The 19,299-nt window shown below is 70.1% G+C and carries 18 protein-coding genes and 1 tRNA gene; 13 read left to right on the top strand and 6 right to left on the bottom strand.

Going from position 1 to position 19,299, the window contains the following annotated elements:
• Positions 1-13: 13 nt before the first annotated feature.
• Both LO762_RS26745 and LO762_RS26740 read left to right on the top strand, forming a co-directional pair.
• Positions 14-1,012, top strand: coding sequence for a hypothetical protein (locus LO762_RS26745; RefSeq protein WP_230618794.1), 999 nt, complete (start codon positions 14-16; stop codon positions 1,010-1,012).
• Positions 1,013-1,063: 51 nt separating this feature from the next.
• Complete coding sequence (locus tag LO762_RS26740) at positions 1,064-2,008, top strand: phosphatase PAP2 family protein (protein ID WP_230618793.1); 945 nt, start codon at positions 1,064-1,066, stop codon at positions 2,006-2,008.
• Positions 2,009-2,062: 54 nt separating this feature from the next.
• Here LO762_RS26740 and LO762_RS26735 read toward each other — a convergent pair whose 3' ends face one another.
• A complete protein-coding gene (locus LO762_RS26735) occupies positions 2,063-2,326 on the bottom strand; it encodes a hypothetical protein (RefSeq protein ID WP_230618792.1) in 264 nt (87 codons plus the stop codon).
• A gap of 337 nt (positions 2,327-2,663) precedes the next feature.
• Between LO762_RS26735 and LO762_RS26730 the strand changes: the two genes are divergently transcribed.
• Entirely contained in the window at positions 2,664-2,996 is a 333-nt protein-coding gene (locus LO762_RS26730) for a hypothetical protein (RefSeq protein WP_230618791.1), read from the top strand.
• Between the two features lie 171 nt (positions 2,997-3,167).
• Here the strand turns inward: LO762_RS26730 and LO762_RS26725 are convergent, their stop codons facing one another.
• Together LO762_RS26725 and LO762_RS26720 are read right to left on the bottom strand one after the other, a co-directional pair.
• Complete coding sequence (locus tag LO762_RS26725; protein WP_230618790.1) at positions 3,168-4,010, bottom strand: RNA methyltransferase; 843 nt, start codon at positions 4,008-4,010, stop codon at positions 3,168-3,170.
• Positions 4,011-4,050: 40 nt separating this feature from the next.
• The gene (locus LO762_RS26720; RefSeq protein WP_230618789.1) at positions 4,051-5,013 is read right to left on the bottom strand and encodes an endonuclease/exonuclease/phosphatase family protein; all 963 of its coding nucleotides are present in this window, start codon (positions 5,011-5,013) and stop codon (positions 4,051-4,053) included.
• Positions 5,014-5,307: 294 nt separating this feature from the next.
• Here LO762_RS26720 and LO762_RS26715 point away from each other — a divergent pair, with 294 nt between their 5' ends.
• Positions 5,308-7,470 carry a substrate-binding and VWA domain-containing protein gene (locus LO762_RS26715; RefSeq protein WP_230618788.1) on the top strand — a complete coding sequence of 721 codons (2,163 nt, stop codon included), beginning with the start codon at positions 5,308-5,310 and terminating at the stop codon, positions 7,468-7,470.
• Positions 7,471-7,646: 176 nt separating this feature from the next.
• Positions 7,647-9,164: a sigma-70 family RNA polymerase sigma factor gene (locus tag LO762_RS26710; RefSeq protein ID WP_230618787.1), complete on the top strand. Its 1,518-nt coding sequence runs from the start codon at positions 7,647-7,649 to the stop codon at positions 9,162-9,164.
• Here LO762_RS26710 and LO762_RS26705 read toward each other — a convergent pair.
• On the bottom strand, positions 9,109-10,134 hold the full coding sequence (locus tag LO762_RS26705; protein ID WP_230618786.1) for a phosphotransferase family protein: 1,026 nt from the start codon (positions 10,132-10,134) through the stop codon (positions 9,109-9,111). The genes LO762_RS26710 and LO762_RS26705 overlap by 56 nt on opposite strands.
• A 188-nt stretch (positions 10,135-10,322) precedes the next feature.
• Here LO762_RS26705 and LO762_RS26700 point away from each other — a divergent pair, with 188 nt between their 5' ends.
• From LO762_RS26700 to LO762_RS26680, 5 genes are all read left to right on the top strand, one after another.
• Positions 10,323-10,967 (top strand): hypothetical protein, encoded by a 645-nt coding sequence (locus tag LO762_RS26700; protein WP_230618785.1) that lies wholly within the window; start codon positions 10,323-10,325, stop codon positions 10,965-10,967.
• A 35-nt stretch (positions 10,968-11,002) separates the two neighbouring features.
• Positions 11,003-11,956, top strand: coding sequence for a DUF2510 domain-containing protein (locus LO762_RS26695; protein ID WP_230618784.1), 954 nt, complete (start codon positions 11,003-11,005; stop codon positions 11,954-11,956).
• 182 nt (positions 11,957-12,138) lie between these two features.
• A complete protein-coding gene (locus LO762_RS33225; RefSeq protein WP_230618783.1) occupies positions 12,139-12,774 on the top strand; it encodes a hypothetical protein in 636 nt (211 codons plus the stop codon).
• Between the two features lie 296 nt (positions 12,775-13,070).
• Entirely contained in the window at positions 13,071-13,685 is a 615-nt protein-coding gene (orn, locus tag LO762_RS26685) for an oligoribonuclease (RefSeq protein ID WP_230618782.1), read from the top strand.
• 58 nt (positions 13,686-13,743) lie between these two features.
• Positions 13,744-13,819: transfer RNA gene (locus LO762_RS26680), tRNA-His, on the top strand.
• 190 nt (positions 13,820-14,009) lie between these two features.
• Here LO762_RS26680 and LO762_RS26675 read toward each other — a convergent pair.
• Positions 14,010-14,471 (bottom strand): hypothetical protein, encoded by a 462-nt coding sequence (locus tag LO762_RS26675; protein WP_230618781.1) that lies wholly within the window; start codon positions 14,469-14,471, stop codon positions 14,010-14,012.
• A 552-nt stretch (positions 14,472-15,023) separates the two neighbouring features.
• Positions 15,024-15,659 (bottom strand): hypothetical protein, encoded by a 636-nt coding sequence (locus LO762_RS26670; RefSeq protein WP_230618780.1) that lies wholly within the window; start codon positions 15,657-15,659, stop codon positions 15,024-15,026.
• Positions 15,660-16,276: 617 nt separating this feature from the next.
• Here LO762_RS26670 and LO762_RS26665 point away from each other — a divergent pair.
• The 3 genes from LO762_RS26665 to LO762_RS26655 all read left to right on the top strand — a co-directional run bounded on the left by LO762_RS26665 (position 16,277) and on the right by LO762_RS26655 (position 19,110).
• Entirely contained in the window at positions 16,277-17,596 is a 1,320-nt protein-coding gene (locus LO762_RS26665) for a S1 family peptidase (RefSeq protein WP_230618779.1), read from the top strand.
• A 217-nt stretch (positions 17,597-17,813) separates the two neighbouring features.
• Complete coding sequence (locus tag LO762_RS26660) at positions 17,814-18,305, top strand: SigE family RNA polymerase sigma factor (protein WP_230618778.1); 492 nt, start codon at positions 17,814-17,816, stop codon at positions 18,303-18,305.
• 4 nt (positions 18,306-18,309) lie between these two features.
• A complete protein-coding gene (locus LO762_RS26655) occupies positions 18,310-19,110 on the top strand; it encodes a hypothetical protein (protein WP_230618777.1) in 801 nt (266 codons plus the stop codon).
• Positions 19,111-19,299: the final 189 nt, after the last annotated feature.

Here is a 19,299-nt window from a genome sequence, read left to right as displayed (position 1 = left end):
AGGTCGCGGAGTCGTGCGCCCGACATCCCGGTTCGGCACTGCACTGGCGACGGCGGCGCTCGTCCTGACGGCGACCCCGGCCGTCGCGGACGACCCCCCGGATCCGACGGCCGCCCCGTCGCCCACGACGGGCACGAGCGCGTCACCGAGCCCGACCAGCACCTCCAAGGCGCCGGGCGACGACGACGGCGCTGAGACGCCCACCGCGGCCCCGACCGACGACGAGCCGACCCAGGAGCCCCCGGCCGCCCCTCCGGTCCTCTACATCGCGCTGACGCTCCCGCAGGCGACGCTGGCGCCCGGCGACCAGGTCACCGCGACCGTCCACGTGTACGCCACCGAGGCCGTCGCGCGCGCGGCGCGGCTCGCGCTCAGCGCGACCGGCGGCGTCGAGCTGTCGCCCACCTGCACGCTCGCCGCCGGCGCGTGCAACCTCGGCGACGTGACGGCGGCGGGCGACTTCGTGCCGGTCCGGCTCACCGTGCCGGCGACGGCCGCCGCAGGCCAGGTCAGGCTCACCACGACGGCGAGCGCGACGGGCGCCGCCGACCGCACGGTCGTCCACCTGCTGACGGTCGCCCCGAAGGCGTCGCCTTCGCCGAGCGCACCGGCGACGCCCTCGTCCACGCCGACGCCGACGCCGAGCCAGCCGCCGTCCACCCCGCCGCCCGTGGTGCCCCCGGCCGTCGTGCCTCCGGTCACCGTCACGCCGTTCGTCCCTCCGGCCGACGCGGGTGGCGCACCCCCCGGCGCGCTGCCTCCGGCCGACCCGACGGAGGGCTTCCCGCAGGTCCTGGACTCGACGACGCGGCAGCCGTACACGATGTCGGTGTCCACGATCCGTCCGGACACCTCGGCCGACCCCGTCCTCACCTCGCTGGTGCGCGCGCAGGCGGTGTGGCTCGGTGTGCTGTTCGCCGTCGTCGGCCTGCTGTTCGCCCGCGCGCGCCGTACCCCGGCCGTCGCGCGGGGCGCCCACCGCAGACCGGGACGGGGCAGGTTCGCACGCTGAGCACACCGACCCGAAACACGACCATAACCACTTCGCCCATAGCATTTCCCAATGCGTTCACGTAGCCAAGGCGCCGGGATGGGCAGGCCGGTCATCCGGTACGTCCTGATCCTCCTGATCCTGACGCTTGCCGTGTCGCACTACACCGTCTGGCCGCCGGACACCATGCTGATGCTGGTGCTGCTCGTGTGCGCGGGCCTGGGCCAGTTCCGCGCCTTCACCCGGCACCTCGTCCCGTTCATCGCGCTGTTCGCCCTGTACTCGGTGGCCAGCGGCGTCGCGGACGACATCAACCCGAACGTGCACTACCTGCCGATGGCACGGTTCGACGAGTGGCTCGGAGCCGGACGGCTGCCCACCCACCACCTCCAGGACCTCCTGTGGGACGGGCACGTGCAGTGGTACGACTACTACTTCTACGTCCTGTACACAGCCCACTTCGTGGCGCCCGTCGCGCTGGCGCTCTTCCTGTGGAAGCGCCGGGGGCGGCTGTACTGGGGCTACCTGACGAGCCTCGCCCTACTGTCGTTCGCGGCGTTCCTCACCTACGTGCTCTTCCCGGCGGCCCCGCCTTGGATGTCGTCCCAGTACGGCTACATCGAGCCGCTGCACCGGGTCTCCTACGACATCTGGACGGCCGTCGGCATCGACAGCCCGGACACGCTCTACAGCAAGCTGTCACCCAACCTGGTGGCCGCCGTGCCGTCCCTGCACTCGGCGTTCCCGCTGCTCATCTTCTTCTTCCTGGTACGCAGCTTCGGCCTGCGCCGCGTCTGGTGGGCGGGCCTCTACCCGGCGTCCATGTGGCTGGGCGTCGTCTACCTGGGCGAGCACTACGTCTTCGACGTCCTGTGCGCCATCGTCTACACGTGCTTGGCTTACGTCGCGGGCACGCGGCTCGCCTCTCGTTGGCGTGAGCGGCTTCCCTCTCCCACGCCGCCTCCCGAGCCCGTCCCGACGCCTGTGCCCGCGGACGCCGCGGTTCCCCACCCCTGAGCACGGGAAAGGCCCCGCCACGACCCGGGGTCGCGGCGGGGCCTCACTCCTTGATCACATCATGGGCCGGCGTTCCTCGGACTCACCCGAGTGCGGGTCGCGCTCGTCGTACTGGTCGCGCGCCTTGTTCGGGTCCCTGTCCTTGCCGGAACGCTGCTGCTGCTGGTCCCGCCGGTTCTGCTGCGCGGCCTTGTCAGCGGGCGTCTGCTGCCCCCTCTGCTGCTGCTGCTGAGCCTTGGCCCTGCTGTCGGTGTCCCGCGCGGCCCCCGACTGCGTCCGGTGAGCCCCGCCCTTGTCCATCGGAGTGTTCTTCGCCATACCCCCGTCATACCCACCCACCGCACCCAATATGTCACCCTCAGTGACTTTACCGTTCTTTTCCCGACAAAGCCGACGGCGCACCCTGCGCGCATGAGGGGTTCCTCATGGGGGGCTCACTGGTGGCTCATGGGGGGTCGGGAGGGTCGGGGGCATGAGGAAATCCGTGGTTCTGTTGCCCCTGGTGTTCGTTGCTTCGCTTGTTGGGGGGGCGGGGGCGTCCGCCGGTGATGATGTGACGTGTCGGGGGACGATCGGGGTTCGGTCGATCGACGGTGACGTCAACGTTCCGAAGGGGGCCACGTGCCGTCTTGTTGGGACTCGGGTCGATGGGAACGTGAAGGTTCGGAAGAACGCGACGCTGGTGGCGCGGGGCATCCGTGTCAACGGCAACATCCAGGCGGCGGGGCACAAGCGGGTGGACGTTCGGCCGCGTAAGAACAGTCGCTCCTATGTTGACGGGAGTATCCAGTTGGTGCGGGGGCGCCAGGCCGTTCTTGTTCGCACGACCGTGAACGGCGACATCCAACTCTTCAACAACCGCGCCCGCCAACAGGTCAGTTCCAACCGGGTCGACGGCAACCTCCAGTGCAAGGCCAACAGCCCCAGACCGCACGGTGGTGCGAACCGCGTCAAGGGCAACAAGGAAGACCAGTGCCGCCGCCTCTGACCAGGGACCGAACCGCCACCACCGCCTGAAGGCTTTTGCCGGACGCGCGGAATCCAGGCGGGAGAAGAATCACCTGGATCGCCGTTCGACGACCTCGTCCATGGGGTCCGTCGATTACCGACCGGCCCATTTTCCGCTAGGAGAGATCGCGCCGGCTCGTTTGGCGGGGGATTAGTGGGTGACGAGGGTGTGGCAGGCGATGGCGGTGGCGGCGACGACGTTGAGGGAGTCGACGCCCTGGGCCATCGCTGACGCGCTCATGGGGATGGTGACGGCCTGGTCGGCTTCCTTGATCCAGTGGGGGGACAGGCCGTCGCCTTCGGAGCCCAGGAGGAGGGCGACCTTGGGGCCCATCTCGGCTTTGTCGAAGGGGACGGCGGACTGGTCCGGGGTGAGGGCGAGGAGGCGGAAGCCGGCGGTGCGGATCACCGAGAGGTCGTGGTGCCAGTCGGTCATGCGCACATACGGCACGGCGAACACGGCCCCCATCGACACCTTCACCGACCTTCTATAGAGGGGGTCGGCACAACGGGGGCTCAGGACGATGAGATCAACGCCCAGAGCCGCGGCGCACCTGAAAATGGCCCCGACGTTCGTGTGATTCGTCAGATCTTCCAAGATCAGGACGCGTTTGGGCTCGGAAGTGGGCTGTTCAGGGATGTGAGGGGTGAGGGCGGAGTGGAGGGTGGGGAGGGGGAGGCGGGAGAGGGAGGCTAGGGCGCCTCGGTGGACGGCGAAGCCGGTGAGGGACTCGGCGACGGCGTCGGAGACGAGGTAGACGGGGCAGGAGAGGGTCGCCAACAGGTCGGCCAGGGAGGGAAGCCACTTTTCGGTCATCATGACGGAGCGGACCGGATGGCCCGTCTCGACGGCACGGCGGATGACCTTCGCGCCCTCGGCGATGAACAGGCCCTGCGACGTCTCCAGGCTCTTGCGCAACTGGCCGTCGGTGAGGCGCACGTAGTCGGCGAGCCGGGGGTCGTCGGCGTCGGGGACGTGGAGGATTTCCGCCATGCGCGGCATTCTCCCAGGTCGACGGGCCCGCCCGGGACGATCAGGGCAACTGCAACTCGGCGAGCACCGCCCGGTGGTCGCTGCCCGAGACGGCGTGCACCGCGTAGGACCGGACCGCCACCGACGACGTCACCAGCACGTGGTCGAGGGTGAGCGGCGGCCCCATCATCGTCACGCCCCAGGTGGGGGTGAACCCGGCTCCGCGCGCGTCGGCGGCATCGGTGTACCCCCGCGCGAGCAGGCCCCGGAACCGTGCGTGGTCCAGGCTCCCGTTGAAGTCCCCGGCAAGCACCTGGATCGCCCCGCCATCGCCGGACGGGAACGCCGCGTAGGTGCGTCGCCAGTCCGAAACCCCGGAAGGGCTGATCGGCGGAAGCGGATGGACGGCTGTCACGTGCACCGCCCGCCCCGAGACGGTCAGGGAGGCACGCGGCTGGTGGAGTGTCGTCTCCGGGATGGCCGGTAGGGCCGTCAGCGGGTAGCGCGAGTACAGGCCGGATCCCTCCGCGCCCCATTCAGCGGCGAGCACCTCGTAGGGCAGGTGGTCCTGCAGTCCGTTCTCCCGGAAGGCGGCCTGCGCGTCGTAGGTGAACTCCTGGACGCTGAGCACGTCCACCCGGTGCGCGGCGACGAGGTCGACGATCTCGGCGGCGTCCGCGCGGCCGAACATGAGGTTCGCGGTGAGCACCGTGAGCCGGGGCCCGGTGGCGTCGGGCGGGGTGGCGGCGACGGCGCGCGGCAGCGTCACGGCGGCGAACACCACGGCGACCCCGGCGGCGGTGAGCGCCGCCCACCGGTCGCGCACGAGCAGCGCGAGCCCGACGGGGACGGCGGACGCGGCGGCGACGAAGGGGGTGAGGGCCATCAACGGAAGTCCAAAACCGTCGAGGACCGGTATCCGGTCGGCGCCGGCGACGCGGGCCACCGCCCAGGCGCCCCAGAGCGCGGTGAGGGCCCAGGCGATGCGGCGTCGGGTCCCGCGTCCGGGCAACGTTTCGGTCACGGATTCAGTGTCCACGACAACCCCAACGAACGGAGGCGGAAGGGAGTTGTCACCACGGGGCGAGAGACCGCTAACTCGGCGCAGGGTAGGGATGCGGTCGCGCACCGTACCTCGAACACCGCTCAAGTTACTGCTTGGTAATGCAAATAAATCAGGACACGCGCGCTTGTACCGATAGATCGCCTGTTTGCAGCCCTTTGTAACCGATGGGTGATAACGCTACAGTGCCTCCGACCGACGCCCGGCGCCCTCATGACCAGGCAGGGCCCCCGATGACAGAACCCGGAGAGCACCATGACTCGTCCCCCCGGAGACCTCCCGGGCGAGGGTGGATACGGCTCCTCCTCGGAGTACCCCTCCCCTGACAGCGCCGACTGGTTCAGCCCTCGGACGGGCGGTTCCTCCTCGTCGCACGGTCTTTCCGCGGGGCCGCCGCCGCGCCCCGGCGACTCCGCCTGGTCGCAGGACCGCTACGGCGCGGGCACGTCCGGCGCCGCCTACGGAGCCAACGGGGCGGGCGGCCCCGGCGCACCGGGCAGCGGCTCCTACCCCCAGAACTCCGCCGAGGGCTCCTACTACGGCGCGCCCGTCACGGGCAGCGCCTACGACCGACCGTTCCCGACCGGCCCGGGTGAGCCCTCCCCCGGCGCGTCCAACGGCGGCGGAAGCAGCGACTACGGCTTCGGCTCGGGCGAGCACGGCGGCCGCAAGCGCAAGAAGAGCGCGCTGATCGGGCCGCTCGCCGGCGCGGTCGGCCTCGCGATGCTGCTCGGCGTCGCGGTGTGGGCGTTCAACGAGAAGGCCGGCGGCTGCGCCGGCGACCGCACCACCCTGACGGTCGCCGTGGCCAAGGAGATCGCCCCGGGCGTGGAGAAGGCGGCGCAGGCGTTCACCGACGCGGGCAAGGACTTCGGCGGCGTCTGCTACACGGCCGAGATCGTGGCGACGGAACCGAACGCGGTGCGCACGGTGCTCACCGGCGAGGGTGTCTCCGGCGGCCAGACCGACCGCCCCGACGTGTGGATCCCGGACTCGTCCCTGTGGGTCGGCCTCGTCCAGGCCGCCGACCCCAAGCTGGTGACGCCCACGACGTCGTCGGTGGCCACCTCGCCGGTCATCGTGGCGGTGCCGCAGACGCTCGCCGTGCAGCTCGCCAAGGAAGGGATCATCGACAACCCGTCCTGGGACAACCTGCTCCAGGCGGCGGGCGGCGTGCGGGGCGGCGGCGTCACCAAGAACCAGCTGATCCCGGCCGAGCTGCTCGACATGCGGGTGCCCGACCCGGTGAACACCGGCACCGGCATGTCCGCCATCTCGATGCTGCGCACCCTGCTGGCCAGCGACAAGGCCGCCGACACCATCTTCACCGGGGTCGCGCAGACGATCCGCAGCCACACGGTGCCCAGCACCGAGGCGCTGTTCAAGAACTTCCGGCAGAACGCGCGCGGGCAGTTCCCGCTGCTCATCGCCCCTGAGTACGCGGTCTACCAGCACAACACGGGCAAGCCGAAGGTTCCGGCCGTAGGCATCTACCCGAACGAGGGCATGGTGAGCCTCGACTACCCCGTCGCCATCACCACGACGGACTCCAAGAAGGCGGAGGCCGCGCAGGAGCTCGCGAAGACGCTGGCCGCCCCCGAGGCGCAGAAGAACTACGCGGCTCTCGGCTTCCGTACGCCGGACCGTAAGGCGCCGACGACCTTCACCCAGGACATCGGCCTTTCCCCCGGCCGGATCGAGAAGCTGCCGCTGGCCGGGCCGAAGGAGATCTACAAGATCACCCAGGACTGGTCGAAGCTGTCGCTGGCGATCCGGATGCTGTCGGTCCTCGACATCTCCGGCACGATGAACCAGCCGGTCCCCGGCGGCAACGGCGCCACCCGCATGCAGGTCATCCTGCAGATCGCCGCGCAGGGCCTCACCCAGTTCCCGCCGGACAGCCAGATCGGCACCTGGGTCTTCGCGGACCTGCTCGAAGGCAAGCAGGACTGGAAGGAGATCGTGCCGGTCGCGCCGCTGAACAAGCGGTTCGGTTCGGTGACGCAGCTGGAGCGGCTCAAGCAGAGCCTGCTCACCACCAAGGCGATGCCGGCGAACAACACCGGCCTGTACGACACCGTCCTGGCGTCCTACCGGTACATGAAGAAGACGCACCAGCCGGGCCGCATCAACTCGATCGTGCTGTTCACCGACGGCCTGGGCAACGACGACCCGCACGGCGGCATCACGCTCCCGCAGCTGCTGAAGACGCTGAGGAGCGAGGTCGACGAGCGCAAGCCCGTCCAGTTCATCATGATCAGCATCGGCTCCGGCAAGGAGCAGCTGAAGATCATGAACCAGATCACCGGCATCACCGGCGGTGACGCCTACATCCCGAAGAGCGCGTCGGAGATCCAGCAGATCTTCCTGAAGGCGCTGGCGAAGCGCATGTGCGCGGGCGAGCAGACCACCTGCTGACCGCGGCACGGCCCTGACGACGAGGGGGGCACGGTCACCGGCGACCGCGCCCCCCTCGGCACGCAAGATCGGAATTTCTCCGACAGATAATGGACGTACCACTGTCAACCGTGACACAGTGCGAGCCGTCCTTCCTGTCGGATCCCTACACCCGACTCCGCGCTGGAGGTCCCGAGTTGACCGCATGGCAGGGTCAGCACGAGCATGTGCCCGACAACCCGCGCGAGGACCACGACCTCGTCAAGGCGCTGCGCAACCGCTCCACGGACGCGCTCACGCTCGTCTACGACCGGTACGGCCCGCAGCTCTTCGACTACTGTCACGCGATCCTGCGGGACGAGCCGTTCGCGTCACGCGTCGTGCACGACACGCTCCTCGCCGCCGAGGCGCACATCGAGCAGCTACCCTCGACCGACCGTCTGCGCGGCTGGCTGTACGCGCTCGCCCGGCGCGAGTGCCAGCGCATCCTGCGCGGCCCCGACCGGCCCACCCGGCGGCGTCCCGCGGCCGAGGCGCCGGACCACTTCGCGTCCTACGAGGAGCAGCAGCGCCACCAGGACGCCAGGCTGCTGGCCCACGGGGCGCTGAACCGGCTCTCGGGGCGCCAGCGCGAGGCGGTCGACCTGACCGTCCGGCACGGGCTCACCGACACCGAGCTGGCCGGGGTGCTGGCCATCCCGCTGGACGAGGCCGCCGCGCTGGCCGAGGGTTCGCGTGACGACCTCGCCGAGGCGGTCTCCGAGCTCGTCGGGCACGACCGGATCAGACTCAGCAGGCTGCTTTCGGTGCTGCCGATCGCGATGGCCCCCGAGACGCTCCAGTCGCGGATCCTCGCGAGCGGGCTCGACCCGGAGATGAACGCCGAGCGGGCGGCGATCGCCCGTCGTGCGATGCCGTTCGCCGCGAGCGGGTGGCCGGTGGAGGGCGACGGACGGCAGGGGCACCGCGCGCCCGTCACGGACCGGACGACGGTGGACCGCGCGCCGCGGCGCAAGGAGAAGCCCGACGGCGTCCCGGCGTACGTGTGGCCGCTGGTCGGGGCCGCCGCGGTCGGCGCGCTGATCGCGGGCCTGTTCGCGGTCGGGTCGGGTGATCCGAGCCCGCAGGCCGCCGAGACCGTCGCGCCCGCCAGCCCGTCGGAGAGCGCGGACGACGCCTTGGACGAGGAGCCTACGGAGCGTCCGACGAAGACGAAGACGCCGAGCGCCAGCCCGTCGGAGGAGACCGAGACGCCTACCGCGACGCCCAGCGCGTCCACCTCCACGCCCACGCAGACGCCCAAGCCCACCCAGACGGCGCCCAAGACGGGCCAGCTCGTCGTCGGCAACGGTTGTGCGATCGGCCCTCAGGCCGCCCAGTGCTCCATCACCATCGCGGCGAGGGGCGGGCCCGTCAGGTGGTCGGCGCAGGGGTACGGGCCGGTGGCGGGGGGCGGCTCGGGGCTGCTCACGGCCGGGGCGACGAGGCTCGTCACGTTCACCGTCACGCGCGAGGAGCCTTGTGTGGAGGGCGAGGTCGTCATCGACTTCAGCCCGGCGGGCACCAGCACCATCACCTGGGACTGCCCGCCGGTGGCACCGCCGCCCGCCCCCGACCCGCCGCCGCCCGGCGACGACGGGGACGACGCCAGGACGGTCGTCAGCGCAGCGTCTCGTGCGCGCGTTCCAGCAGGATGGGCACTGCCTCGCCTATGAGGTCGAACCCTTCACCGACGGTCTTGCCCTGCACGAAGCGCGCGTGGATGCCCTCAAGGATGACGGCCAGCTTGAAGCAGCCGAACGCGACGTAGTAGTCGAGGCCGCTTACGTCGAAGCCGGTGAGTTCCGCGTACCGCTCGGTGAAGGCGGCCCGGGTGGGGAACCCGGGCGCCGCGGTGATGGTCGAGCCCACGGGCAGTTGCGGTTCGCCCGGCTCCGCCCAGTAGACGAGGGTGAGCCCCAGGTCGGCGAGCGGGTCGCCGAGCGTGGACATCTCCCAGTCGACGACGGCGGCGATCGTGGGCTCGGGCTTCAGCCGCACGAGCGCGTTGTCCAGCCTGAAGTCGCCGTGCACGAGGCTGCTGCGCGGGTTGTCCGGCAGCCCGGCCTCCAGCCGCGCCACGAGCCTGTCGTAGGCGGGCAGCTCCCTTGTGTTCGAGCGCTCCCACTGCTGGCCCCAGCGCTTGAGCTGACGCGCCATGTAGCCCTCGGGACGGCCGAAGTCGCCGAGTCCGGCTTCGGCCACGTCGAGGGTGTGGATGGCCGCGAACGCCTCGGCGAGCCGGTCGGAGATCACGGCGGCCTGTCCGGGCTCCAGCCGCTCGGCGTCCTCCAGCGTGCGCAGGATCGTCCCGTCCACCCAGTCCATGACGTAGAAGTCGGCGCCGAGGACGTCCTTGTCGGTGCACAGGCCGAGCGGGCGCGGCACGGGCACGCCGCCCGCGGCGTCGAGCGCGGACAGGACGCGGTGCTCACGGACCATGTCGTGCGCGGTGGGCAGCACGTGCCCGAGCGGCGGGCGGCGCAGCGCGACGGAGCGGTCCGCGAAGTCGACGCGGTAGGTCAGGTTGGACCGGCCGCCCGCGATGAGCGCGGCGCCGGTGGGCTCGCCCGCGTCGGGCAGCGTCTCGGCGAGCCAGCGCGTGAGACGGGGGAGGTCGAGGCCGGGTACGGGTTCGAGGCTCATGACGTCCTATTAGAACGCAGCTCGGTCCGGCAGCGGCCAGCGGCCCCGCCACAGTGAGCACTTTCTCGCCGTGTGGGGGACTTTCCGCACGGGTAATGCCTGACTGGACTATTGCCGTAGTCATGGGCATGTTTCGCTTAATCAGCCAGACGCGACGTCACGGGCAGGCGTCGCGGATAGGGGGAGATGTGGTCGAAGCCTGGATACCCGGCGCCGGGAGGGTACACACCGGCGCGGACGGAGGGGCGCTGAAGGGCGGCGCGCCGCGTGCCGTCTGGAGCACCAGCGAGAACGACCCGGACACCGTCTCGGCGCGGTCGGCGGCGCAGGTGCTCGCCGCCTCCGGCGCCGCCGCGCACGTGGTCTGGAACCCCGTGCGCGGCGAGCTCGTCCAGCTCCTGCCCGCCACCCGCGCGGCGCTCCTGCTCGGCGGCGACGTCGGCCGCGAGGGCCGGGCCTGCCTCCAGATCGCCGTCGTCGGCACGGCACGGACACCGTTCACGCACGGCCCGCTGCTCGCGCTCGACCGGCTGCTCGCCTGGCTCGACGCCTGGGGCGTGCACCGCCGCTGGCCCGCCGGGCCGCCCCTGGCCGTCCCGGCCGCCTACGAGCCCGCGCACGGCCGCCGCACCTGGGCGAGCGGAGGGCACTTCGGCCACTCCCAGGTGCCGGGCGCGGGACGGCCCAGCCCCGGCGGCATCGACGTCCGCAAACTCACCGGACCCGACACGTTCCCCGCCGAACTGCCCAGGCCCCGGCTGAGCACCGAGCAGCTCGGCGTCCTCACCGCGCGGCGCGCGCCCCGGCGGCTGGAGGCGGCAGGCGGTGTTTGACACCTTTGTGACTCTTATGCCATAGGGTCTGCGCCATGAACGGCCAGACTCCGCCAGGCTGGTACCCCGACCCGTACGGGGCTCCCGGTCTGCAACGCTGGTTCGACGGCACCCAGTGGACGCAGGCCACCCAGCCGACCGGACCTTCCACTCCCCCGCCATGGCAGCCGTCCGGGACCCCGGCCCCCTGGCAGCCGCCCTCCGGCAACCCCGGAACACCTCCCCCCTGGCAGGGCCCCGGACAACCCGGCCTTCCCGGTCCCCCCGGCACTCCCGGCGTGCCCCGACAGAACAACAAGGGCGTCCTCCTGGCCCTCGTCGGCGGCGGCGTCCTCGTTGTCGTCGTCGTGCTCGTCCTCGTGCTCGTCGCGGTGCTGTCAGACGACGACCCGAAGGGCACCGTCGCCCGTCCCAACCAGCCGACGCCGAGCGCCAGCGCCCCCGCCGGCACGTCCTCACCCGTCGTCGGGACGATCAACGACAGCACGTCCGGACTCTCCTGGCCGAGGCTCGGCGGCGACTGGTCGGTCCCCACCAACGGCACCGGCGACGACGCGCACGGCCTGAGCACCGGCCAGACCGCCGTCGTCCAGCAGGCCTACAACGGCGTCGGCGACTACGTGGCCTCGGTCTACGCCGCCGTCCTGCCCGCCACCGTGCCCTACGAGGGCGGCGCGGGCGCCGACCTGGAGGCCGCCGCCAAGCGGTGGTTCGACAGCGTCAAGCCCGACTTCTACCCGGCGAACGAGGCGGCGCAGACGGTCTCGCGCGCGCACAGCGTCAGCGGGAAGAAGGCGTGGTACCACGAGGTCCTCATCAAGTTCCCGCAGGCGCAGGCCGAAGGCTGGAACTTCAGGCAGGAGCGGGCCATCATCATCCTCGTCGACCGCCCCGGCTCCCGCCCCGCCGGGCTCTACCTGTCCGTCCCCGACAGCTGGAAGAACCAGGCGGACATCGACACCATCATCAGCGGCCTCAAGGCGTCCTGAACGCCCGGCCCCACGCCGTCACCCGACGCCCCCGTCCGCACCCGCCGGACGGGGGCGTCGGCGTCTCCGCCGGGCACCTCCGCGACGCGACACGCCGGAGATCCACGACAGGATGGTCAAGCCTGCCAAAAACTCTTGATCTTGGCTGATCCTTCCCGGCTCGGGCGGGGACCTAGCCGAACATGATCACTCTGAAATCGGTCGCCCCGGCGCTGATGGCGACGGCCGTGGCGGCACCGGTGCTCGCCCTGTCCTTCGCCGTCCCCGCCCGCGCGGCCACGCCGTGCGTCGAGGGGGAGGACCTCAGCGACCTCACCCGCGTCGCCACCCACTGCTGGCACCAGGGCCAGGTGGGGCCCGTGGGCCCGCCCGGCCCTCCCGGACCGCAGGGCCCACAGGGGCCCCCCGGGGCGCAGGGTCCCGTGGGCCCCCCTGGGCCTCCCGGGCTGCAGGGGCCCGCGGGTGCGGACGGCGCGGACGGCGCCGACGGCGTGGACGGTGTGGACGGCGCGCCCGGCGCGCAGGGCCCGCCCGGACCCCAGGGGCCCGCGGGCCCCGGCCCGGTGCTGAGCTTCGGCATCGGCACGGTCGCCACCATCCCGGCGGGCGGGAGCGCGACGGTCCGGGGCGGCAACTGCCCGGCCGGCACGCTTCCGATCAACGGCCAGTTCACCACCGCGGGCACCGGCACGCTCCTCGTCACCGGCGACCGGATCACCGACGACTTCGTCGCGTGGCAGTTCGGGTTCACCGAGTCCACGGGGGTGAACGCGATGAACGTCCTCGTCATCACCTACTGCATGAACGTCACGGTCTGACCCGCCGCCCGGCGAACCGCGGCGCCGCTCCCGTCCCGTCCTGCCGACCGGACGGGAGCGGCGGCCCCGCGCGCACGGCTGGAATGCCGTCACGGAGACCACAAAGCCGGGCGTAGGGTTGGGTCGTTATTCAACAGCGTTGTGGTGAGCCAGAACCGGGGGTGAGAGGCGTTGCGGAGCCGTCAGCCGAGGCCACGGGCCGTGCTGCGACCGTGCTGCGACGCGTCTGGATTTCCCTGGATTCTGGTGGATGCACGAAACGTCACTCTATGACGTTTCCGCAGGTGAGAGGGCAGATGGCAGCCGACAAGTTGGTGTGGATTGACTGCGAGATGACGGGGCTCGACCTGAGCCGGGACGCGCTGATCGAGATCGCGGTCCTGGTGACGGATCCCGAGCTCAACATCCTCGACGAGGGTGTCGACCTGGTCATCAAGCCGCCGGAGGAGTCGCTGACGCAGATGAACAAGGTGGTGCGCGACATGCACACCAGTTCGGGCCTGCTGAAGGAGCTTCCCGGCGGTATCACGCTCGCCGAGGCCGAGACGGCGGTGCTCGACTACGTCAAGCGGCACGTGCCCGACCCGAAGAAGGCGCCGCTGTGCGGCAACTCGATCGCCACCGACCGGTCTTTCCTGGCCCGCGACATGCCGGCCCTCGACGCGCACCTGCACTACCGGATGGTGGACGTCAGCTCGATCAAGGAGCTGTCGCGCCGCTGGTATCCGCGCGTCTACTTCGCCAGCCCGGAGAAGAAGGGCGGCCACCGCGCCCTCGCCGACATCGCCGAGTCGATCCGCGAGCTGCGCTACTACCGCGCCGCCGTGTTCGTCCCCCAACCCGGCCCGGACACCGAAACCTCCCGCACCCTCGCCGCCAAGGTGATCGCCGAGGCCCCCGATATCCGGTGACGACCACCTCCCCAAACCCGCTACACTGTTTCTCGCCGCTTCACCTCGAAGCGACATGGTGGGTGTAGCTCAGTAGGCAGAGCACCAGGTTGTGATCCTGGGTGTCGCCGGTTCAAGCCCGGTCATCCACCCCAAGCCCAGAGGCCCCGTCGCTCCAGCGACGGGGCCTCTGCCTTTTCCCAATGTCCGATTCTGGGGGCGAGTTGGGGGTGATCTTGCTCTAGAGCCCCTTCAACAGCCGGTCCAAAACGGGCACGAGTGAGGTCGGGTGAAGCTTCGCTCGGTCCTTCAGGGACTGCTCCCAGAGCCTTTCGAGTTCGTCGATCAGGCGGGTCCGCATGGTGGGGCTGACGTGGCTGTAGACGCCGCGCGAACGGCTTGCCGGGCTCGGCGGCGGGCCAGGACGGGCCGGCCGGGCCAGCCGTCGGTGAAGTCGACCAGGACGGGCTTGGCGGGCTTCGGGCGCCGCTCCCCCTCGTTCTTCGGGAACCAGCCGTCCATCGCGGGGCGCATGTAGCGCGAGCTGTAGTTCGAGCGCCGGTGGTGAGCCCGCGACGGCGTGAGGAACACGTAGTCCATCCCCAGGCACCAGGGTTCCTCCGTATTGGTGCAGGTGCAGCGGCGGCTACCCGCGGTGTTGAGGAAGTCCATGAGGAGTGTCCGGATGCCGAGCGCTGACGAGGCCCGGCTGGTTGAGACGCCGCGGGCGATGCCCGTCCTGGAGCTCGTCCGCGTCGGCCGATCCGCCTGCACCGGAGCCCTGATCGAGGTCACCGTTTGCGTCATCCCCGGCGTGTGGGGAGGTCGGAAGGACGGGGGTCCTTCCGACCTCCCCACGTTTCAGTCTGTCGTCTGCTGCCGGGGCATCGGCGGGTGGTGTGGGGCTGGTTGCCGGGGCGGTGGTGGGTGTTGATGACCCAGCGGCGGTCGAGGGTGGGGAGGTTGCCGCATGTGGGGCAGATGATCGAGGCGAGGCGGCGGCCGTTGAACCGTAGGGCTCCGGCGGGGAGTTGGCTTGCCGGGATCGGCGGGAGCGCGTTCTTGGGGTTCCTGCTCATCTGGCCTCCTCTGTGGGGCCGTTCCGTGGGCTTCGTGTCGCGCCGCTGCGGAACCAGGGCGGGGCCGTCGCTGGTCGGCGGGCGGCCCCCGGCCGGGGTGGTGGTGCTCCGGTCAAGGCGTTGAGCTGCGTGGGCAAGGTCCGAACCCCGTCCGGCCGGTTGGGGGCTGAGACGGGCAAGGCGTTGCCCCGGGCGTCGGAGAGGTCGGCCAGTGCGGTGGGCAAGGTCTTGCCCCTACAGCTCAGCGGCTGGCAGGGGCTGAGATGCCTAGGGCGAGTGGTCACAAGCCGAACCCCCGCTCTGGGCTGAGCATCGGGTTGGGGCGCGGTGCCTTGGAGCGGGTGCTGTCGCCGCGTCGCAGGAGTTCCTGCGGGTGGATCTCGTTGAGGAGCCGGATCGCGTTGGCGACGTGGTCCATCTCCCAGTCAGTCATCCCGTGAGCGGCGGGTCGGGCTTGCGGGCGAGGCTGGACGCCGCGCCGCAGGACGCGATCAAGCTGGGCTTGACGGGCATCGGCGAGCTGGACGGCGCGCAGGGCCTGGCCTTGTGCCCGGTTGGCTTCGAGGATCACGCCGACCAGCCGGACCAGGGCCTTCACCAGGGCGATCCACGCCTGGTGGGCGCGGCCGGTGATGCGCGGAACGGCGGCCTGGACGACGCGTGCGGCACCGCAGAGTGGCCGGTGGTAGGCATCCCCTACCCCACGTCGGCGGTGTTGGGCGGAGCGGGCCAGGGCGTCGACGGCTCCAGCGAGCGGGCCCGGCCGGTCGACCTCGATCCGGCGCCACAACACCGCGTAGACGCCGGCGGTCTCACGCGCCGCTCGCGCCCACACGACCGTGTGGGAGGACGGCGTCTTTTCGAGCCGGTCAGCGAACACGTTGACCCGGTCGATGGCGTCCGCCCACGCGCTCAAGTCCCCGGCCGGGAGCTGCCGAGGCGAAGTCGCTCCGAGGGCCGCGGCCTCCCACGCCTCGACCGCGCGGGCAGGGTCGCTCCCCTGCCAGCCCGTCCGCAGCCGGGGCAGCGTGAGGTCAGGGGCGAGCTTCCCCCCGCCGAACCAGACCGGCTTCCCGCCCTCGAGAGGCGGGAGGGCGACCGAGTAGCAACGGCTGGAGCGTCAAGAGGCCAGAAACGCGAGGTGGAAGATGCTCTAGGCGAAGCCGCCGTCGCAGGACCAGTCGCTGTCGGCCAGGCCCTGGTCCATGGCTAGCGATCCCTCGCCGATCGCCAGCTCGTGCTCACCATCAGCTATGCGGGCCCCCGATACCCGACCCGGGCCGGTCGCAACGATCGGTAACGTCCCCCATATTGAGCGAGGCTGCAGTCATCCCCTGCTGGACTCCCACGCGCGAATCCGGAGTTTAAAGGCTCCACACGTCGGATGCGATGGATGCGACCTTCCCCAATTTCTGGGGTGAGAATTCTAGGCGACTTCCAAATGAACATCAATGGACAATTAGAATATCGACCGACCCCTGTCGTTACCCCTCATGACGGCCTCCGTTAGCTGCCGTTCAGAATTCTGTGGTAGTGCCGCCGACCATCACCACAAAGCTGCTGATCATGAGCCGAAGCAAAATACATGGAATGGGGCGTAACGCTTTCGGGGTCACCCTCGCGGTGATCGTCCTGCTCATCCCTGCCGCGACTGGCCCCGCCGTCGCGGACGATCCGGGTCCAGCCGCGGTGAACCAAGCGGGAACATCCGCTACCGATCAGTTCATCGCCGAGGTAGGGCCCGATTTTCTCGGCAATCAGGAGCAGCTTCAGCTCTTCAAGAGCTGGATTCTGGAGCTTCCCGGCATCGATGACAGCGGCTATTTCGAATCCGTGAATAATGCCACGGAGAAGAGCACCCGCCTGCTCTGGTCCGGGTCGTCGCCCCTCCGCGCCGAGATCAAGGCCGAGGGGGCCCGGCGCGGAATCGCCGTGTCCTTCCAGTCGTGGAGGTACACCAGAGCCCAGGTCGACGGAGTCATCGACGCGATCCTGGTCGCGTCCGAAAAAGGGACGTGGGACGGAGTCAAGATCACCCAGATCGATGGGCCGACGGTCGGACAAGAGAACATCGTCGTCCATGCGGAGACGGCGCTGGACATGGTGAAGAGTTCGGCGGCCATTCCCGACAGCATCGGCGGCGTTCCCGTCGAGGTCTCCGAGAATCCGGGGGCCGATCTTCTCGTCGGAAGGAGCACCGATTCCGCGCCCTTCAACGCCGGCGCCTTCATGCGCTCTCCCGGCAACAACACCATCTGCAGTACGGGGTTCGGCATCTACGGAGCGAACGGCAACGCCCGAACCATCACCGCGAGGCACTGCAACCGCAACGACTACCGGATGTACGACAACAGCAACACGCTCGGAGCGTCGATCGCGACGTCGACCGATGGCGCGGCCCGTATGCTCACCGCCACCGGAAGCCCGCTGATCTGGGACGGGACCTGGAGCCAGCAGGAATACCGTAAGACGGTGGTCGGCAAGGTCGCGCTCAGCTTGAATGACGTCGTGTGCACGAGCGGCGGGAACTCCGGTGTCCACTGCGGGATCAATGTCGGCAACCTGAACGTCACCTTCAACGACGGCTTCGGGAGCTTCCGTACCATCCGGGGCAATCAGGCGTCGGGTAAGACCGCCGCGGTCGGGGGAGACAGCGGTGGACCGGTCTTCGTCCCGCTCAGCAACGGCACGCAGGTGTACGCCACCGGCATGATCCAGGCGGGCGTCATCGGTACTGCGGTGACCTGCCCCAGCATCCACGCCACGGGGAACTCGTGCTATTCCAGCGTCCTCTTCTCGTCGATCCAGCGGATCCTCAACGGATTCTCGGGTTCCAGCCTCAGGACCGGATGACCCTCCCGGCCACCCTGCCAGCACGGCCGAGAAGCCGCTGACCAGCAGGCCGTGAACGCCACCCTCCTGATGCCGGCCGGGTCGCCACGCGACCCGGCCGGCCGCTCGTTGCGTGGGCTCCCTCGCCTCGGCGTGACAATCCTCCGCTCCGGCTGCACACCTCGGCCGCCCGGTGACGTTAGTACGACGAGGCTCACACCTCGGCGGGAAGGAATCCATGGACTTCGAGGGCTTCGTCAACAGCGAATACGCCGCCCTTGCTCAATTCACCGGAGCTCTCACGGGAGACGTTCACACCGCTGAGGACGTTCTGGCGGACGCGCTCCTGAAGGTGTCCGACCGGTGGAGCAGGATCTCGGCGATGGACAAACCGTCGGCCTACGTGCGGCGCGTGATCGTCACGACCTACCTTTCAGATCGGCGGAAGACGGCGCGCCGGCAAACCGCCCCGTCCGGTGACGACCGTCTTCTCGATCGTGCCGTCCCAGATGGCAGCGACCAGGTGGTCGACCGGGACGAAGTCCAGCGTCTCCTCTCCCGGCTCTCACCGAAACAACGGGCCGTCATCGCGCTGAGATACCTGGCGGACTGGAACGACCGACAGATCTCCGAAGCGCTCGGTTGCTCCCCGGCCACGGTCCGTTCGCAGGCATCTCAAGCGCGGGCGGCCCTCCGTCTGTCCGACAAGGCACCGATAGAGAGGTACTGACCCGATGGATCAGCAGCAGCTTCGCGATGCCCTGACATCAAAGGCTCCCGATCAGGCATCCGTCATGGCGAAGGTCCGATCGAAAAGACGGCGGCGCACCCACATGCGCATCGCCTCGGCATGCGCCTCAGCGATCCTCGTGACCGGATCGGCCATCCTCATATGGCCGCACCTGTCCCAGGGCGAAGTAGACGATTCCCCGAACGCCCTTCCGCAGGGCTCCCTGGGCGCCCTTCTATCGAAGACCAACTCGCCTTCTCCGGAGGCCAGCGCCGACGTGCCCGTCTCCGGATGCGATAACAGGCCGCTGAAAGACGATTTCGCCGAGGCACGGCGCGCGGGAGCGACCATCGTCATCGCCCGGGCGACCCTGACCGGCCGTTCCTCCGATGGTCCGGAGATCTTCGCCGAGGCCAGACTGGACTCCGTCCAGGTGCTTGCGGGCCCACCGGTAGCAACCGGCTTCTCCGCCTGGATCTCCGGAGCACGCGGACGGAGCGGCCCGTTCCCAGGAACCGACAGCGGCGCCCTCTGGGCACCCGATGGCAGAATGCTGGCGATCATCTGGCGTGGATCCCCGCCCGATCAGACCACCAAGATCGACGCGACCATGCGCGTGGCCCCGATCGTGGGCGAGGAGCTGATCCTCAGCACCGCGGGGTGCTGGTCCGCCAGAGACCTCCCCTCCACACCTTTCACCGGCCGCCTCTCCGAGATCCCCGGCAGCGACTCCTACGCCCGCGCGGCCGAGCGCGGCTTCCACGCCGTCCCTCTGCCCATGGCGATCTCCCTCGCACGAGCGTAGATCTCATCACCCCCGGACATGCCTCATCGCCCCCACGATGAGGCGGAAGCGTTCGCGTGGTCATGCAAAGGCCGGAAACGCACGAAGGCCCGTCCCGCGCGGAGGAGCGCCGAACGAGTGTTCTCGTTGACCTAGGGCCGCCTGGGCCCGACATGGTGGGGGCGGCTTGGGGGTGATCATGCTCGGGTT

It is taken from the genome of Actinocorallia sp. API 0066 (genome assembly GCF_020991275.1).
Taxonomy (GTDB): domain Bacteria; phylum Actinomycetota; class Actinomycetes; order Streptosporangiales; family Streptosporangiaceae; genus Actinocorallia.
This window is presented reverse-complemented; position numbering and strand designations above follow the sequence as displayed.

Excerpts from the sequence above, each read along its gene's own strand:
- LO762_RS26740 (WP_230618793.1), top strand. The coding sequence starts at position 1,064 with ATGCGTTCACGTAGCCAAGGCGCCGGGATGGGCAGGCCGGTCATCCGG.
- LO762_RS26735 (WP_230618792.1), bottom strand. The coding sequence starts at position 2,326 with ATGGCGAAGAACACTCCGATGGACAAGGGCGGGGCTCACCGGACGCAG.
- LO762_RS26725 (WP_230618790.1), bottom strand. The coding sequence starts at position 4,010 with ATGGCGGAAATCCTCCACGTCCCCGACGCCGACGACCCCCGGCTCGCC.
- LO762_RS26715 (WP_230618788.1), top strand. The coding sequence starts at position 5,308 with ATGACTCGTCCCCCCGGAGACCTCCCGGGCGAGGGTGGATACGGCTCC.
- LO762_RS26705 (WP_230618786.1), bottom strand. The coding sequence starts at position 10,134 with ATGAGCCTCGAACCCGTACCCGGCCTCGACCTCCCCCGTCTCACGCGC.
- LO762_RS26695 (WP_230618784.1), top strand. The coding sequence starts at position 11,003 with ATGAACGGCCAGACTCCGCCAGGCTGGTACCCCGACCCGTACGGGGCT.
- LO762_RS33225 (WP_230618783.1), top strand. The coding sequence starts at position 12,139 with ATGATCACTCTGAAATCGGTCGCCCCGGCGCTGATGGCGACGGCCGTG.
- orn (WP_230618782.1), top strand. The coding sequence starts at position 13,071 with ATGGCAGCCGACAAGTTGGTGTGGATTGACTGCGAGATGACGGGGCTC.
- LO762_RS26675 (WP_230618781.1), bottom strand. The coding sequence starts at position 14,471 with ATGACGCAAACGGTGACCTCGATCAGGGCTCCGGTGCAGGCGGATCGG.
- LO762_RS26660 (WP_230618778.1), top strand. The coding sequence starts at position 17,814 with ATGGACTTCGAGGGCTTCGTCAACAGCGAATACGCCGCCCTTGCTCAA.
- LO762_RS26655 (WP_230618777.1), top strand. The coding sequence starts at position 18,310 with ATGGATCAGCAGCAGCTTCGCGATGCCCTGACATCAAAGGCTCCCGAT.